Below are 14,679 nucleotides of genomic sequence, written 5' to 3' on the forward strand. Positions count from 1 at the left end.
ACTGAAAGACAGAATGTTTTTCGGAGAGGGCCTTTCCCGTCCGCTCCCCCCAAGGGGGTGTCAGCCGCGCGCGTCGCTCCGGGGGCGTCGGGACGGCGCTGGCCCCGGTGGGCCCGGTGGTGCGGGTCCGGGTGGTCCTGATGGCGGGGGGGACGACGCCCTGACGTGGGCGCGAACCGCACGGCTCAGTGGACGAACCGCAAGGTTCGGGAGGGGCACCGTGACGGTGCCCGTTGGGGCGGCCCGAATGGCCCCGGCGCGACACCCTGTCGCGCGCCCTCCGTTCGGCAGGAGAGGGGCGGGGGATGCCCGGGGCTGGGCGTGGGACGGCTATCCCTGAAAGAAACAGTCGGATGAGGGGGCGGGAACGGGCGTGGCGGTTGCCCGTGGGTCAGATGCTGCGGGTGCGAATAGCAGTTGTCAGCCCGAAGCGGACCCACTTGCCTTGGCCCGAAACTGCGATAGTCGACCTTCGCCGCGCAGGTCTCGAACTCACACAATGCGGGACAAAGCCGACTGATGCCGATGCCGCGAAACGCACCTGCAGCCTGACGCCTTTAGCGCCCTGCAAGAGCGTGCCCGCGTTCATTCGCATTCATGCGACACGCTCCAACTCCTTGATTCCGCATGTTCAAGGAGCTAAAAACCGGTTCCCACTTTTGAGCAACATGCTCTAAGAACGTACAAAAGGGATTGGCATCGGTGGTATTACTCGGGCCGCGAGGAGAGCGCCTAGCGAGGGGCAACTGCAAGCAATGCTCTTTCACCCTTGAGAAGACCACAAAGAGCGAACAATCACCGGCGCCGTCGGATTTTCAATTACTGACGCTGTCCTCCTCGGAACTGGGTAAGGCTGTCCCGTCAGAGTCTTCGGGAACTGTTGGATGAACTTCGGCCTCGGCTTGTGCAGCCATGTCGCGTTCGGCTTCCCGCAACAGCAGGCGCTCGATCCGCCGTTCGAGAAGCTGCGCTTTCTCATCGCGGGTTGCGATCTCCTTCGAAAGATCGCTGTAAAGCGAGACCGCGAGCAGGATCATCAGAAGCATGAACGGAAAGGCCGCGATGATCGAAACGGTACGCAGGCTCTCGAGACCGCCGGCCAGAAGCAGCACCACGACCATCACCATCTGCAAGGAGCCCCAGAGCACCCGAACCGCGCGTGTCGGGTTGAGCACGCCCTTCGATGTGAACATGCCAAGCACGAAAGTGGCAGAGTCGGCCGAGGTCACGAGGAACATGCCGACAAGCGCGATGGATGCGAAGGTCAGCACCTCGCTGGCAGGCAATTGGTCGAGCAGTGCGTAGAGCCCGGCCGGAACCTCGGCCGCAACGGCGTCGGCGATACCGGCATTCTCGAAGATCTCGAACTGGATGGCCGCCCCGCCGAAGGTTGAAAACCACAGCATGCTCAGTGCCACCGGCACGATCATTACGCCCAGGACAAATTCGCGGATGGTTCGCCCGCGCGAGATCCGGGCGATGAAACTTCCGACAAACGGCGCCCAGCTCAGCCCCCAAGCCCAGTAGAACATGGTCCATTGCTCAACCCACGCGCCATTCGAATAGGGCGAGGTGACAAGGCTCATCTGGATCACGTTGCCCAGATACTCGCCCAGGGTTTGGGTAAAGACCCCAAAGATGAAGGAGGTTGGCCCAAAGAGCAGCACCGCGCCAATAAGCGCCGCCGCGAGCATCATATTGGCATTGCTCAATAGCTTTACGCCACGGTCGAGGGGGGTCATCGCCGAGAGCGTGAAGAGCATACCGACAACAGCGAGGATCACCAGTTGCGCCGGGAAGCCGTAGGGGATACCGGTCAACTGTGAGACTCCGCTGTTGATCTGCAGCGCCCCAAGCCCCAGCGTCGTGGCCACGCCGAATACCGTCGAGACGACCGTCAGCACGTCAATGGCCTTACCCCAGCCGCCATCCACGCGGGTTCCCAAAAGCGGGCGGAAGGTTTCGCTTATCAAGCCATGGCTTTCGTGGCGAAACCGGACATAGGCGAGGGCGAGCCCCACCAGCGCAAAAGTCGCCCACTGGTGCAGTCCCCAGTGGAAGAAGGCATAGAGCATGCCGGTCTGTGCCGCCTCGGCCGTGCGCGGAAGCCCGGTGCCGAGTGGAGGGGCGTTGAAGTGCATCATCGGCTCGGCCACGCCCCAAAACACGAGGCCAACGCCCATGCCGCCCGAAAAGATCATCGCGAGCCAGCTTTGAAATGAGAATTCGGGCCGCTCGTCCTGGGCCCCCAATCTTATGGTCCCTATCCGCGACAGGCCAAGGAACAGCACGAAAAAGACAAATCCTGTCATGACCAACAGGTACATCCAGCCGACGTTCACCGCTGTCGCGTGCAGCACTGCCCGCGCCGCAGTCTCCATCGCTGCGGGCGCGATAGCAGCGGTCAGTACGAAGATCACAATGATCGCAACCGACACGCGAAAAACGGCACCGACTTCACCAAGCATCGTCGTCGAACTAACAGGCTGGGCCATCCGTTCCTCCCTGTCCGATTGGCAACCTAAACGGCGTCCCGATGGCTGTCGCACTCTCAAGGGCTAAGCCAAGCTCCACCCCGGCACAAAACGGGTCATTTGGGCTCTCACCCGGCATTCGCTGCATCCAGCTTGAAGGTCCGCTGTTGGGAAACTGCCCAAACTTTGCAAAGCCCGCTCACTGCGCAAAGCCGCCGGGCGGGTCAGGTCATGTCGCCATATATTTGAAGCGGCCACAAGAGGCACCCGGGCGTTGCTGCGCGGTTTGCCTTCTCGCGGGCGATCCGGGGCGCAGGTGCGGGGGGCGGTGGCGACAGGACGCCCCCGCCCGCCGCTCTCACCCGATGGCCGCTGCCTTCACGTCGTCGTCGATGAAGGGGACATACTGGGCGAAATTGTCGGCGAACATCTGGACCAGCCGGGCCGCCTGTGCGTCGTAGGCGTCGGCGTCGTCCCAGGTGCGGCGGGGGTCGAGCAGGACCTCGGCGACGCCGGGCACCTCGACCGGCACCTCGAAGCCGAAATTATCGTCCTTGCGGAACTCCACCTCGCCGAGCGAGCCGTCGAGGGCGGCGGTGAGCAGCGCGCGGGTGGCCTTGATCGGCATGCGCGAGCCCACGCCATAGGCGCCGCCGGTCCAGCCGGTGTTGACCAGCCAGCAGGTGGCACCGTGCTTGGCGATCTTTTCGCGCAGCAGGTTGCCGTAGACCTCGGGGCGGCGCGGCATGAACGGCGCGCCGAAACAGGTGGAGAAGGTCGGCTCCGGCTCGGTGACGCCGCGCTCGGTGCCCGCGACCTTGGCGGTGAAGCCCGACAGGAAGTGGTACATCGCCTGCGCCGGCGTCAGCCGCGCGATCGGCGGCAGCACGCCGAAGGCGTCGCAGGTCAGCATGATGACGTTCTTGGGGTGCCCGCCCAGCGCCGTCTCGGAGGCGTTGGAAATGTAGTGCAGCGGGTAGGCGCAGCGCATGTTGGCGGTCAGTGAATCGTCCTCGAAGTCGAGCTCCAGCGTTTCCGGGTCGAACACCATGTTCTCGACCACGGTGCCGAATTTCGAGGTGGTGGCGTAGATCTCGGGCTCGGCATCGGGGTCGAGATTGATGGTCTTGGCATAGCAGCCGCCCTCGAAATTGAAGGTGCCGCGCTCGGACCAGCCATGCTCGTCATCGCCGATGAGGGTGCGCGCGGGATCGGCCGAAAGGGTGGTCTTGCCGGTGCCCGATAGGCCGAAGAAGACGGCGGCATCGACCGGGTTGTCGGGCGCGTGGTTGGCCGAGCAGTGCATCGGCATCACGCCCTGCTCGGGGAGCAGGTAGTTGAGCAGGGTGAAGATGGATTTCTTGTTCTCGCCGGCGTATTCGGTGTTGGCGACGAGGATCAGCTTGCGGTCGAAATTCATCGCGATCACGGTGTCGGAGCGGCAGCCGTGGCGGGCCGGGTCGGCCTTGAAGCCGGGGCAGTTGATCAACGTGAAATCGGCGGTAAAATGATCGAGCGCGTCGCGTTCGGGGCGGCGCAGCATGGTGCGGTTGAACAGGCTTTGCCAGGCCAGTTCGGTGATCATGCGCACGTTGATGGCGAGCGCCGGGTCGGCCCCGCCCACCAGATCCTCGACATAGACGTCGCGTCCGGCGAGGTGGGCGATCATGTCGTCATAGAGCGCGTCGAACTTCGCGGGCTCCATGGCGCCGTTGTTGTCCCACCAGATGGTGTCTTCGGTGGTGGCGGAGCGGACGACGAACTTGTCCCTGGGCGAGCGGCCGGTGAACTTGCCGGTCGAGACGAGGAACGCGCCGCCGCGGCCGAGCGTGCCTTCACCGTTTTTCAGCGCCGCCTCGATCAGCGCCGGCTCGATGAGGTTGTAGTGGACCGTGCCCAGCCCCGTGATGCCCTGATCCTCCAGCCGGAAATTCGGGTTCACCCGTCCGAGTGTCATGTCTGCTTAGCTCCTGTTCACCAAATGCGTCTGCCCGGGCAAGAGCCGGGGCGGATCAAGTGGGGCGCCGAGATGCGGCGTCGGTCGGGCGTCGTGCCCGGCTGTGCGCGTCTTAACACGACGCTTTCGGGAAATAACAGCCGGGTTTGCGGCAGTTAGCGCAACCATCGTCAAGTTAGCGCAATCACCCCGGTGTTAGCGGAACCACGCGCCGCCGCATGCGGCAAAAGTGAGTCAATTCAGCCATTCTCAAGGAAATTCCGCTCCAATCGGGGCGGGCAACCCGGCTGATTCGCAGATTTGGATTGATCCGCAGCGCGCAAAAGGCGCATAATGACAAAAAAAATCAGAAACTCAGAGCAGTATGGGGAAAATGAGCAATGTCGAGGATCGCCCTTGTGGACGATGACAGGAATATCCTGACATCGGTGTCCATGACGCTCGAGGCCGAGGGCTTCGAGGTCGAAACCTACAATGACGGCCAGCAGGCCTTTGACGCCTTCAGCAAGCGACTGCCGGACATGGCGGTGCTCGACATCAAGATGCCGCGCATGGACGGCATGGACCTGTTGCAGCGGCTGCGCCAGAAATCGCGGATGCCGGTGATTTTCCTGACCTCCAAGGATGACGAGATCGACGAGGTGCTCGGCCTGCGCATGGGGGCCGACGATTATGTGAAAAAGCCGTTTTCCCAGCGGCTTCTGGTCGAACGCATCCGGGCGCTTCTGCGGCGGCAGGAGGTGGTGGCCGGCGGCGCGCTCACCGAGAGCGAGGAAAACAAGGTGATCGAGCGCGGCGAGCTTCGCATGGACCCGGCCCGCCACGCGGTGACCTGGAAGGGGCAGGACGTGTCGCTTACCGTGACCGAATTCCTGCTGTTGCAGGCGCTCGCGCAGCGGCCCGGCTTCGTCAAGAGCCGCGATCAGCTCATGGACGTGGCCTATGACGATCAGGTCTATGTGGACGATCGCACCATCGACAGCCACATCAAGCGCCTGCGCAAGAAACTGCGGATGGTCGATCCCGAATTCTCGGCCATCGAAACGCTCTACGGGATCGGGTACCGTTACAACGAGGAATGATGACCCTGGCCGAGGGGATGAACGTGGGTGATGCGCGCGCGCGCAGGGACGGCGACCTCGTCCTTGGGGACGATTTCGTCGCGCCGGACCGTATCGAGGAGGCGGAGCTGACCGAGCGGCGGGCGCGGCGCGGCTGGCTGTCGTTGCGGCGTTCGGCGCTGACCCGCAAGATCGTGTCCTTCAACCTGATCGCGCTCAACGTGCTGGTCATCGGTATCCTGTATCTCAACGGCACGCAGGACACGCTGGTGCGCCAGCATGTCGAGAGCCTGCGCGACCGTGCCGCGCTTACCGCCGATGTGGTCGCCGCGCGGCTGCCGCAGACCGCGCCGGTGAACCTCGCCACCGGCGACGGCCTCGATGTCGGGGACACGCTGGCGCGGCTCGATCTGCGGCCGGACCTTGAGGCGTTCCTGTTTGACCGCACCGGGCTGCTGCTGGGGCAGACGGCGGGCGCGCCGGCGGATTCGGCGGTCACCGGCAATATGCCGCCCACGCCGCTGACGGATGTCCTGGGCCGGATCTGGGATGTCATCTCGGTGCCGTTCTCGACGCACGGGGCGCAGGACCCGGCCCCCGACGCGATGGCATCGCTGCGCGACCTGGTCGATGCGGCGGTCTCCGGGGGGGCGCAGGTGCGCGCCTCGGAGAGCGGCGACGACACGGTGCTGCGCGCCGCCGCGCCGGTGATGCGCGGCACCACGCCGGTGGCCGCGGTGGTGCTGGTGGACAGCTCGGGCGACGTTGCCCGCATCTCGGCGGCCGAGCGCGAGCGGGTGTTGCAGATGTTCCTCATCGCCACGCTCATCTCCATCGGCCTGAGCCTGGTGCTGGCCTCGACCATCGCCAACCCGCTGGCCGATCTCGCCGCCGCCGCCGAGATCGGGCGCGAGCGCAACCGCGGGCGGCGTGGCGGCGGGCGCATCCGCATCCCCGACCTGACCGCGCGGCCCGACGAGATCGGGCGGCTGTCGGGTGCGCTGCGCGGCATGGTCGGCGCGCTCTACAGCCGGATCGAGACCAACGAGCAATTCGCCGCCGACGTGGCCCACGAGATCAAGAACCCGCTGGCGAGCCTGCGCTCGGCGGTGGGGACGATGCGCATCGCCAAGCGCGAGGATCAGCGCGAGCGGCTGCTGGAGGTGATCGAGCACGACGTGCGCCGGCTCGACCGGCTGGTGAGCGACATTTCCAACGCCTCGCGCCTCGATTCCGAGCTGGTCAAGGAGGCGCAGGAAGGGTTCGACCTGGTGGCGCTGTTGCAGAACCTGGCGCAGTATCTCAGCGAGGAGGCGGGCAAGAAGGGGGTCGAGTTCATCACCGATTTCCCCGGCACTCCGATCGTCGTGACCGGGCTGGAGGCACGGCTGGCGCAGGTGTTTGTCAACCTCATCACCAACGCCATCAGCTTTTGCGAGGAGGGCGACGCGATCCGCATCTGGGCGCGCCGCCGCGCCAACCGCGTGCTGATCGTGGTCGAGGATACCGGACCCGGCATCCCGGAGGAGGCGCTCGACAAGGTCTTTCAGCGCTTCTACTCGGAGCGGCCCGAGGGCGAGTTCGGCAACAATTCGGGGCTGGGGCTGGCGATTTCCAAGCAGATCGTGGAGGCGCATGACGGCGTGATCTGGGCCGAGAACATCCGCCCCACCCATGCCGACGCGACGTCCGAGCCGCTGGGCGCGCGGTTCGTCGTCGGCCTGCCGGTCTGAGCCGGGATGGCCCGCGCGGCAGAGGCCGGGGACGATGCCGGGGACGATGCCGGGGGGCTGACCGTCCATGCGAGCTGTGTCGCGCAGGCCGGGCGGGCCGCGCTCATTCGCGGGGCGGCGGGCAGCGGCAAGTCGGGGCTGGCGCTGCGGCTGATCGCGCTGGGCGCGGATCTGGTGGCCGACGACCGCACGCGGCTCTGGCGCGCGGGGGCGCAGGTGATGGCCGACGCGCCCGCCACGATCCGCGGGCGGATCGAGGCGCGCGGCGTGGGGCTGTTGCGCCTGCCCGCCGCGGGCCCGTGCCCGCTGGCGCTGGCGATCGACCTCGACCGCGAGGAGACCGGGCGCCTGCCGCCGCTGCGCGAGACGCGGGTCGCGGGGGCGGCGCTGCCGCTGGTTCACGGATCGGGGCACGCGCATTTTCCGGCGGCGATCCTGCTCTATCTGAAGTTTGGAGTGCTGGAATAGCAACGAAGGTCGCCGATCATGCCCTCGCCCCTTGCCGAAGCCGAAAATCCCCGCAGGCTGGTCCTTGTCACCGGTCCGTCCGGGGCGGGGCGCAGCACCGCCATCCACGTTCTGGAGGATATCGGCTTCGAGGCGATCGACAACCTGCCGCTGTCGCTGCTGCCGCGGCTCTTTGCCGGGCCGGGGCTCGACACGTCGCTGGCGCTGGGGATCGATGTGCGCAACCGCGATTTCTCGACCTGCGCGCTGCTGGAGGTGATCGACGGCGATGCGGCACGGGCGCCGGGCGAGATGGAGGTGCTCTATCTCGATTGCCGCCCCGATATCCTGGTGCGGCGGTTTTCCGAGACGCGGCGGCGGCACCCGCTCTCGCCCGAGGGCAGCCCCGAGGACGGCATCGCGCGCGAGCGCGACCTGCTCGGCCCGGTGCGGGCGCGCTCGGATATCCTGGTGGATACCTCCGACATGTCGCCGCATGACCTGCGCGCCGAGCTCGAACGATGGTTTGCGCCGGCGGGCGCGAAACGGCTGTCGGTGTCGGTGCAGTCGTTTTCCTACAAGCGCGGGCTGCCGCGCGGGCTCGACATGGTGTTCGACTGCCGGTTCCTCGACAACCCGCACTGGCAGCCGGACCTGCGCGCCGCCGACGGGCGCGATGCGGCGGTGCAGGCGTTTCTGCGCGACGACCCGCGCCTGGCCCCGTTCCTCGACCGGCTGAATGCGCTGCTCGATCTGCTGTTGCCCGCGCACGAGGACGAGGGCAGGGCCTATCTCGCCATCGGCACCGGCTGTACCGGCGGGCAGCACCGCTCGGTCGCGGTGGCCGAATTCCTGCGGGCGAGGCTTGCACAGCAAGGCTGGCCGGTGTCATTAAGGCATCGGGAACTGGAGCGGCGGGAGCCGGGGGAAGGGCGGTCATGATCGGGATCGTGATCGTGGCACATGGCGGGCTGGCCCGCGAATATCTCAGGGCGGTCGAGCATGTGGTCGGCGCGCAGGGCGGCATCGTGGCCGTCGCCGTCGAGGGCGATCACGACCGCGCCGACAAGCAGGACGAGATCTGCGCCGCCGCCGACGCGGTGGACAGCGGCGACGGCGTGGTGGTGGTGACCGACATCTTCGGCGGCTCGCCGTCCAACCTGTCGCTGCGCGCGTGCCGGCCCGATGACCGGCGCATTCTCTACGGGGTCAACCTGCCGATGCTGATCAAGCTGGCCAAGAGCCGTCACAACCCGCTGCCGGTGGCGGTGCGCGCGGCGCTTGAGGCGGGGCGCAAATATATCGACAGCCACAACGTTTCACCGGAATGAGGACAAGCGGAATGACCGAGCGCACGCGGCGGCAACTCGAGATCGTCAACGAAAAGGGGTTGCACGCCCGCGCCGCCGCCAAGTTCGTCGAGGTGGTCGAGGGGTTCGACGCGCAGGTCGAGGTGAGCCACGGCCCCGAGAGCGCCTCGGGCGACAGCATCATGGGGCTTTTGATGTTGGCAGCGTGCAAAGGAAGCACTATTGACGTCGAGATCATGGGGGCCGATGCCGGGCCGCTGGGCGATGCGCTGGCCGCGCTGGTCGCCGATCGCTTTGGCGAGGACATCTAGGCCGCGCATGACACCGGCACAGCGAAGCGGGACGGATGACGTGAGCATCAAGGCGCAGCCAGAGACCGGCGCGGAGCCCGGCGGAGACACCGGCGGGCAGATCCTGTTCACGAAGTACGATCGCCGCAGCCTGACCTATGCCAACAGTTTCGACAGCCCCGGCACCGCCGCGATCATCCGCGGCATGGAGTGGCTGACCGGCAAGATCAGCATCATCCGCATGATCCGCGCCTTCGAGAAGCGCGGCGCGCCCTCGGGGCAGCCGTTCTGGCGCGCGGCGCTCGACACGATGGGCATTCCGCTGCTCACCCCCGGCGAGCAGATCGCCAACATTCCCGCCGAGGGTCCGGTGGTGGTGGTGGCCAACCATCCCCACGGTCTGGTGGACGGCATGATCCTCGCCGACCTGATCGGGCGGCGGCGCACGGATTACAAGATCCTGACGCGCGCGCTGCTGACCGGCATCGACGAGGTCGCGGCCTCCTACATGATCCCGGTGCCGTTCCCGCACGACCCCGAGGCGCAGCGCAAATCCGTCGAGATGCGCGCGAGCGCGATGGCGCATCTGCGCGAGGGGGGCGTCATCAGCGTGTTCCCCTCGGGGGTGGTGGCGTCATCCGACACGCTCTTTGGCCCGGTGATCGAGCGCGAGTGGAACGTGTTCACCGCGCAGATGATCCGCCGCTCGGGGGCGACGGTGGTGCCGGTGTTCTTTCCCGGCGCCAACTCGCGGTGGTACCAGATGGCCAACCGCCTCTCGCCCACCATGCGGCAGGGGCTGCTGTTGCACGAGGTGGTGCGCAGTTGCGGCAATCCGCAGACGCCCGTCGTCGGCGCGCCGGTGGAGCCTGAGCGGATGGAGATGCTGCAGGGCGACCCGCGCGGCTTCATGGAATGGCTGCGCGCGCACACGCTGTCGCTGGGGGAGCGGCGCGGGTAGGCCGGGGCTGACCGGGTCTGGCCTGTACCTGCCGTTCGGTGCCTGGCCCGGCGCGGAGTCGAGGGCGAAGCCCGCCGCGCCATCGCCAGGCCGCCCCCCGGACTGGCGATTTCGCGAAGTATCTGCCCCACTTCGAGATTCGGGTGATGCTGAGGCATAAAGCGCATCCCGTCACCGCCGGATCGCCAGCCCGCGGCCTGTCGATGGCGCGGCTCACTCCAACGCCCGCTCAAGGCCAAATCCCCTCAGGTGAACCGGTTGTCGCGCGGGAAGCCGCGCGGCGCCATGCGGCCCGCGCTTGCCCGCTTGCCCAGCCATTCGGCGAGGTTGCTTTCGGTGCGGGTGCGGCCCGCCGGATCGCGCCAGGTCAGGCCATCGGCGAGGGTGAAGGTGGTGGCGTCCGACAGCCCCCCGTCCTTGAACTTCTGGAGCCGCACGCCCTTGCCGCGGGTCAGTTCGGGCAACTCGTCGAGGGGGAACACCAGAACCTTGCGGTTCTCGCCCACGCAGGCGACGTGATCGCCCGTCACCGGCTTGCACAACAGCGCGCGGGCGGGGGCGCGCAGGTTGAGCACCTGCCTGCCGGTACGGGTCTGGGCGAGCACCTCGTCCTCGGTCACCACGAATCCGTCGCCCGCCGTGGACGCCACCAGAAGCTTGCGCCCCGGCTTGTGGATCAGCAACTCGACGATATCGGCCTCGTTGGGCAGGTCGGTCATCAGGCGCACCGGCTCTCCCATGCCGCGCCCGCCGGGCAGACCGGCGGCTGCGAGGGTGTAGACCCGCCCGTTGGTGCCGAAGATCAGCAGCCGGTCGGTGGTTTCGGCGTGGAAGATAAAGCGCGGGCCGTCGCCGTCCTTGAATTTCAGGTCGCGGTTCAGGTCGATATGGCCGGTCATGGCACGGATCCAGCCCATGCGTGAGCAGACCACGGTGATCGGTTCGCGCGGGGTTATCGCCTCGATCGGCACCTCCTCGACCCGGCCCGCCTCGGCAAAGGTGGTGCGGCGCGCACCGATGGGATGGGCCTTGCCGAAGGTCTTTTTCACCTCCCTGAGTTGATCGGCGACGGCGGCCCATTGCCGGGCGGGGTCGTCGAGCAGGTCCTCGAGCCCGGCGCGTTCCTCCATCAGCGCGTCGCGCTCGGCGCGCAACTCCATCTCTTCGAGGCGGCGCAGGGAGCGCAGGCGCATGTTGAGGATCGCCTCGGCCTGCACCTCCGACAGCCCGTCGGTGTCGGACGCGGCGGGCGAGACGTAATCGGCCTCGGAGGCGGCGCGCACGAAGCTGCGCCCCCAATCCTCGCGCATCAGCGCCGGTTTCGGCGCGTCGTCGTAGCGGATGATCTCGATCACGCGGTCGAGGTTGAGGAAGGCGACGATCAGCCCTTCGAGCACCTCGAGCCGGTGGTCGATCTTTTCCATCCGGTGGCGCGAGCGGCGCAGCAGCACCTCCTGCCGGAAATCCAGAAAGGCGCGCAGCACCTCGCGCAGCGAGCAGACCCGCGGCGTCACCCCGTCCACGAGCACGTTCATGTTGAGCGAGAAGCGCACCTCCAGATCGGTGTTGCGGAACATCAGCCCCATCAGCATCTCGGGATCGACGGTGCGGGTGCGCGGCTCGAGGATGAGGCGCACGTCGTCGGTGCTCTCGTCGCGGACATCGGCGAGGATCGGCACCTTGCGGGTCTGGATCAGGTCGGCGATGCGCTCGATCAGCCGGGATTTCTGCACCTGGTAGGGGATTTCGGTGATGACGACCTGCCAGCCGCCGCGGCCCAGCTCCTCGACCTGCCAGCGGGCGCGCAGCCGGAAGCTGCCGCGCCCGGTGCGGTAGGCTTGTGCGATGCTCTCTGCCGGCTCGACGATGACGCCGCCGGTGGGGAAATCGGGGCCGGGGATGTGGTTGAGCAATGTCTCGTCGCGCGCCTCGGGCGACTTGATGAGGTGCAGACAGGCGTCGATCAGCTCGGCGATGTTGTGCGGCGGGATGTTGGTGGCCATGCCCACGGCGATGCCCGACGCGCCGTTGGCCAGCAGGTTCGGAAAGGCGGCGGGCAGAACCACGGGCTCGCGCAGGGTGCCGTCGTAATTGTCGCGGAAATCGACCGCATCCTCGGCGAGGCCGTCGAGCAGCGCCTCGGCGAAGGGCGTCATCCGCGCCTCGGTGTAGCGCGAGGCGGCCGGGTTGTCGCCGTCGATATTGCCGAAATTGCCCTGCCCGTCGACGAGCGGGTAGCGCACTGCGAAATCCTGCGCGAGGCGGGCCATCGCATCGTAGATCGCGGCGTCGCCATGGGGGTGGTAATTGCCCATCACGTCGCCCGAGATCTTGGCCGATTTGCGGAATCCCCCGGTGCTGGACAGCCTGAGTTCGCGCATGGCGTAGAGGATGCGGCGGTGCACCGGCTTGAGCCCGTCGCGGGCATCGGGCAGCGCGCGGTGCATGATTGTCGAGAGCGCATAGGTCAGATACCGCTCGCCGATGGCGCGGCGCAGCGGCTCTGATGTGGCCTCGGGGCGCATGTTGGGGTCGTCGAGCAGGTCGGTCATGGATGTGGTGATACAGACGGCGTGCGCGGGCGTAAAGCGGGGACAGGGCCTCGTGTGCTTGCATCGTGCGTCGGGCCGGGCCACAAGGTGGCCATGAGCGAACGGAGCCTTCTCATCACCGGCTGTTCGTCGGGTATCGGGCTGGACGCGGCGCGGACGTTGCGCGCGCGCGGCTGGCGGGTCTTTGCCGCGTGCCGCAAGGAGGCCGATTGCGCGCGGCTGCGCGACGAGGGGTTCGAGGCCCCGCGCATCGACTATGAGGACGAGGCGAGGATCGAGGCCGGGCTGGCGGCGGTGCTGGAGGCCACCGGCGGGCGGCTCGATGCGCTGTTCAACAACGGCGCCTATGCCATCCCCGGCCCGGTCGAGGACGTCCCCACCGAGGCGCTGCGCACCATCTTTCAGGCCAACCTGATCGGCTGGCACGACCTGACGCGGCGGGTGATTCCGGTGATGCGCGCGCAGGGGCATGGCCGCATCGTGCAATGTTCTTCGGTGCTTGGCCTTGTCGCGATGAAATGGCGCGGGGCCTATGTGGCGACGAAATTCGCGCTGGAGGGGCTGAGCGACGCGATGCGGCTGGAGCTTTCGGGTACCGGGATCGAGGTGGCGATCATCGACCCGGGGCCGATCGACACGGCCTTTCGGCAGAACGCGATCAAGCAGTTCGAGAAATGGATCGACTGGGAGAATTCGGTGCGCGCCGACGAGTATCGCGAGAGCCTGCTCGACCAGCTCTACAAGGGCAGCAGCAAGGGGCCGCAATGGCCCGCCGCGGCGGTGACGAAGACGCTGGTTCACGCGCTCGAATCGCCGCGCCCGAAGGCGCGCTATTATGTCACGACGCCGACCTACGTGATGGGCGCGCTGCGCCGCGTGCTGCCGGTGCGGGCGCTCGATTGGGTGCTGGCCAGGGGGTGAATGGCCCGCGGCGGGACGGTGCGCACGGGTTTTTTCCTTTCGCTTTGCCCGCGCGCCGTCCTAGATGCGCGGCAGACGCGATTCGAACGCAAGAACGCAAGGAGGCCGCCATGCTGAGCGACCCGCTTTTCTGGCTCGTGGCCGCAGGCTGTCTGGTGACGGCGGCGATCCTCATCCGCGGCATCTCGACCTTCGGCAAGGAGGGTGTGGAGAACGCCAAGCGCGCCAACAAGTACATGCGCTGGCGGCTGATCGCGCAATTCGTGGCGGTGCTGCTGATCCTCGTATTCGTCTATTTCCGCAGGCAGGGAGGCTGATTTCATGGTCGTGCTCAACAAGATATACACCCGCACCGGCGACGCGGGCGACACCGCGCTGGGCAATGGCGCGCGGGTGGCCAAGCATTCGGCGCGCGTCACCGCCTATGGCACGGTGGACGAATTGAACGCCACGCTGGGGCTGGCGCGGCTGCATGCCGAGGGCGAGACCGACGCGGCGCTGGCGCGGATTCAGAACGATCTTTTCGATCTGGGCGCGGATCTGTGCCGCCCGGACATGGAGAAGGATGCCGAGGCCGAGTACACGCCGCTGCGCATGATGCCGGGCCAGGTGGACCGGCTGGAGGCCGAGATCGACGCGATGAACACCCATCTGGAGCCGCTGCGCAGCTTTATCCTGCCCGGCGGATCGCCGCTGGCCGCGCATCTGCACATGGGCCGCACCGTGGCGCGGCGCGCCGAGCGGCTGGTGGTGGAACTGGCGGCGCTGGAATCGGTCAACGAGGCGGCGGTGCGCTATCTCAACCGGGCGAGCGACTGGATGTTCGTGGCAGCAAGAATGGCCAATGATGGCGGCAAGGCCGATGTGCTGTGGGTTCCGGGCGCGAACCGCTGACACATTCTGGCAAGGATCGCGGGGCAGAAAACGGCCAAACGTGGCGTCCGCGAACCGCATCGTGACGATTTTACCCTGT

Annotated in this window: 13 protein-coding genes; 10 read left to right on the top strand and 3 right to left on the bottom strand. The window is 67.0% G+C overall.

Annotated features, from left to right (window positions below; translation table 11 throughout):
* Window positions 1-815: 815 nt before the first annotated feature.
* Both ACFFU4_RS01105 and ACFFU4_RS01110 read right to left on the bottom strand, forming a co-directional pair.
* Window positions 816-2,495: a BCCT family transporter gene (locus tag ACFFU4_RS01105; protein ID WP_377066178.1), complete on the bottom strand. Its 1,680-nt coding sequence runs from the start codon at window positions 2,493-2,495 to the stop codon at window positions 816-818.
* A 337-nt stretch (window positions 2,496-2,832) separates the two neighbouring features.
* Window positions 2,833-4,431 carry a phosphoenolpyruvate carboxykinase gene (locus ACFFU4_RS01110; RefSeq protein ID WP_377066180.1) on the bottom strand — a complete coding sequence of 533 codons (1,599 nt, stop codon included), beginning with the start codon at window positions 4,429-4,431 and terminating at the stop codon, window positions 2,833-2,835.
* A gap of 380 nt (window positions 4,432-4,811) precedes the next feature.
* On the opposite strand from ACFFU4_RS01110, the gene ACFFU4_RS01115 reads away from it, so the two are divergent.
* From ACFFU4_RS01115 to ACFFU4_RS01145, 7 genes are read left to right on the top strand one after another with little or no spacing between them, the layout of a single operon-like run.
* Window positions 4,812-5,513: a response regulator transcription factor gene (locus ACFFU4_RS01115; protein WP_377066182.1), complete on the top strand. Its 702-nt coding sequence runs from the start codon at window positions 4,812-4,814 to the stop codon at window positions 5,511-5,513.
* Window positions 5,513-7,225: an ATP-binding protein gene (locus ACFFU4_RS01120; RefSeq protein ID WP_377066184.1), complete on the top strand. Its 1,713-nt coding sequence runs from the start codon at window positions 5,513-5,515 to the stop codon at window positions 7,223-7,225. The genes ACFFU4_RS01115 and ACFFU4_RS01120 overlap by 1 nt, the downstream gene beginning before the upstream one ends.
* A gap of 6 nt (window positions 7,226-7,231) precedes the next feature.
* Window positions 7,232-7,693 carry an HPr kinase/phosphorylase gene (locus ACFFU4_RS01125; RefSeq protein WP_377066186.1) on the top strand — a complete coding sequence of 154 codons (462 nt, stop codon included), beginning with the start codon at window positions 7,232-7,234 and terminating at the stop codon, window positions 7,691-7,693.
* Between the two features lie 18 nt (window positions 7,694-7,711).
* Window positions 7,712-8,614 (top strand): RNase adapter RapZ, encoded by a 903-nt coding sequence (rapZ, locus tag ACFFU4_RS01130; protein WP_377066188.1) that lies wholly within the window; start codon window positions 7,712-7,714, stop codon window positions 8,612-8,614.
* Window positions 8,611-9,003, top strand: coding sequence for a PTS sugar transporter subunit IIA (locus tag ACFFU4_RS01135; RefSeq protein ID WP_377066190.1), 393 nt, complete (start codon window positions 8,611-8,613; stop codon window positions 9,001-9,003). Before rapZ ends, ACFFU4_RS01135 begins: the two co-directional genes overlap by 4 nt.
* A gap of 11 nt (window positions 9,004-9,014) precedes the next feature.
* Entirely contained in the window at window positions 9,015-9,293 is a 279-nt protein-coding gene (locus ACFFU4_RS01140) for an HPr family phosphocarrier protein (RefSeq protein WP_377066192.1), read from the top strand.
* A gap of 40 nt (window positions 9,294-9,333) precedes the next feature.
* Entirely contained in the window at window positions 9,334-10,233 is a 900-nt protein-coding gene (locus ACFFU4_RS01145; RefSeq protein ID WP_377066194.1) for a lysophospholipid acyltransferase family protein, read from the top strand.
* A 245-nt stretch (window positions 10,234-10,478) separates the two neighbouring features.
* On the opposite strand, the gene parC is transcribed toward ACFFU4_RS01145, so the two are convergent.
* Window positions 10,479-12,785: a DNA topoisomerase IV subunit A gene (parC, locus tag ACFFU4_RS01150; protein WP_377066196.1), complete on the bottom strand. Its 2,307-nt coding sequence runs from the start codon at window positions 12,783-12,785 to the stop codon at window positions 10,479-10,481.
* Window positions 12,786-12,878: 93 nt separating this feature from the next.
* On the opposite strand from parC, the gene ACFFU4_RS01155 reads away from it, so the two are divergent.
* From ACFFU4_RS01155 to ACFFU4_RS01165, 3 genes are all read left to right on the top strand, one after another.
* Window positions 12,879-13,706 carry an SDR family NAD(P)-dependent oxidoreductase gene (locus tag ACFFU4_RS01155; RefSeq protein ID WP_377066198.1) on the top strand — a complete coding sequence of 276 codons (828 nt, stop codon included), beginning with the start codon at window positions 12,879-12,881 and terminating at the stop codon, window positions 13,704-13,706.
* Window positions 13,707-13,816: 110 nt separating this feature from the next.
* Window positions 13,817-14,023: a twin transmembrane helix small protein gene (locus ACFFU4_RS01160; RefSeq protein ID WP_377066200.1), complete on the top strand. Its 207-nt coding sequence runs from the start codon at window positions 13,817-13,819 to the stop codon at window positions 14,021-14,023.
* Between the two features lie 4 nt (window positions 14,024-14,027).
* Complete coding sequence (locus tag ACFFU4_RS01165) at window positions 14,028-14,600, top strand: cob(I)yrinic acid a,c-diamide adenosyltransferase (protein WP_377066202.1); 573 nt, start codon at window positions 14,028-14,030, stop codon at window positions 14,598-14,600.
* Window positions 14,601-14,679: the final 79 nt, after the last annotated feature.

It is taken from the genome of Roseovarius ramblicola, from assembly GCF_042430665.1.
Classification (GTDB): domain Bacteria; phylum Pseudomonadota; class Alphaproteobacteria; order Rhodobacterales; family Rhodobacteraceae; genus Roseovarius; species Roseovarius ramblicola.

What these genes read in the sequence shown, in the direction of transcription:
- rapZ (WP_377066188.1), top strand. Translation starts at nt 7,712, where the DNA reads ATGCCCTCGCCCCTTGCCGAAGCCGAAAATCCCCGCAGGCTGGTCCTT.
- ACFFU4_RS01125 (WP_377066186.1), top strand. Translation starts at nt 7,232, where the DNA reads ATGGCCCGCGCGGCAGAGGCCGGGGACGATGCCGGGGACGATGCCGGG.
- ACFFU4_RS01165 (WP_377066202.1), top strand. Translation starts at nt 14,028, where the DNA reads ATGGTCGTGCTCAACAAGATATACACCCGCACCGGCGACGCGGGCGAC.
- ACFFU4_RS01120 (WP_377066184.1), top strand. Translation starts at nt 5,513, where the DNA reads ATGACCCTGGCCGAGGGGATGAACGTGGGTGATGCGCGCGCGCGCAGG.
- parC (WP_377066196.1), bottom strand. Translation starts at nt 12,785, where the DNA reads ATGACCGACCTGCTCGACGACCCCAACATGCGCCCCGAGGCCACATCA.
- ACFFU4_RS01135 (WP_377066190.1), top strand. Translation starts at nt 8,611, where the DNA reads ATGATCGGGATCGTGATCGTGGCACATGGCGGGCTGGCCCGCGAATAT.
- ACFFU4_RS01105 (WP_377066178.1), bottom strand. Translation starts at nt 2,495, where the DNA reads ATGGCCCAGCCTGTTAGTTCGACGACGATGCTTGGTGAAGTCGGTGCC.
- ACFFU4_RS01110 (WP_377066180.1), bottom strand. Translation starts at nt 4,431, where the DNA reads ATGACACTCGGACGGGTGAACCCGAATTTCCGGCTGGAGGATCAGGGC.
- ACFFU4_RS01160 (WP_377066200.1), top strand. Translation starts at nt 13,817, where the DNA reads ATGCTGAGCGACCCGCTTTTCTGGCTCGTGGCCGCAGGCTGTCTGGTG.
- ACFFU4_RS01140 (WP_377066192.1), top strand. Translation starts at nt 9,015, where the DNA reads ATGACCGAGCGCACGCGGCGGCAACTCGAGATCGTCAACGAAAAGGGG.
- ACFFU4_RS01155 (WP_377066198.1), top strand. Translation starts at nt 12,879, where the DNA reads ATGAGCGAACGGAGCCTTCTCATCACCGGCTGTTCGTCGGGTATCGGG.
- ACFFU4_RS01115 (WP_377066182.1), top strand. Translation starts at nt 4,812, where the DNA reads ATGTCGAGGATCGCCCTTGTGGACGATGACAGGAATATCCTGACATCG.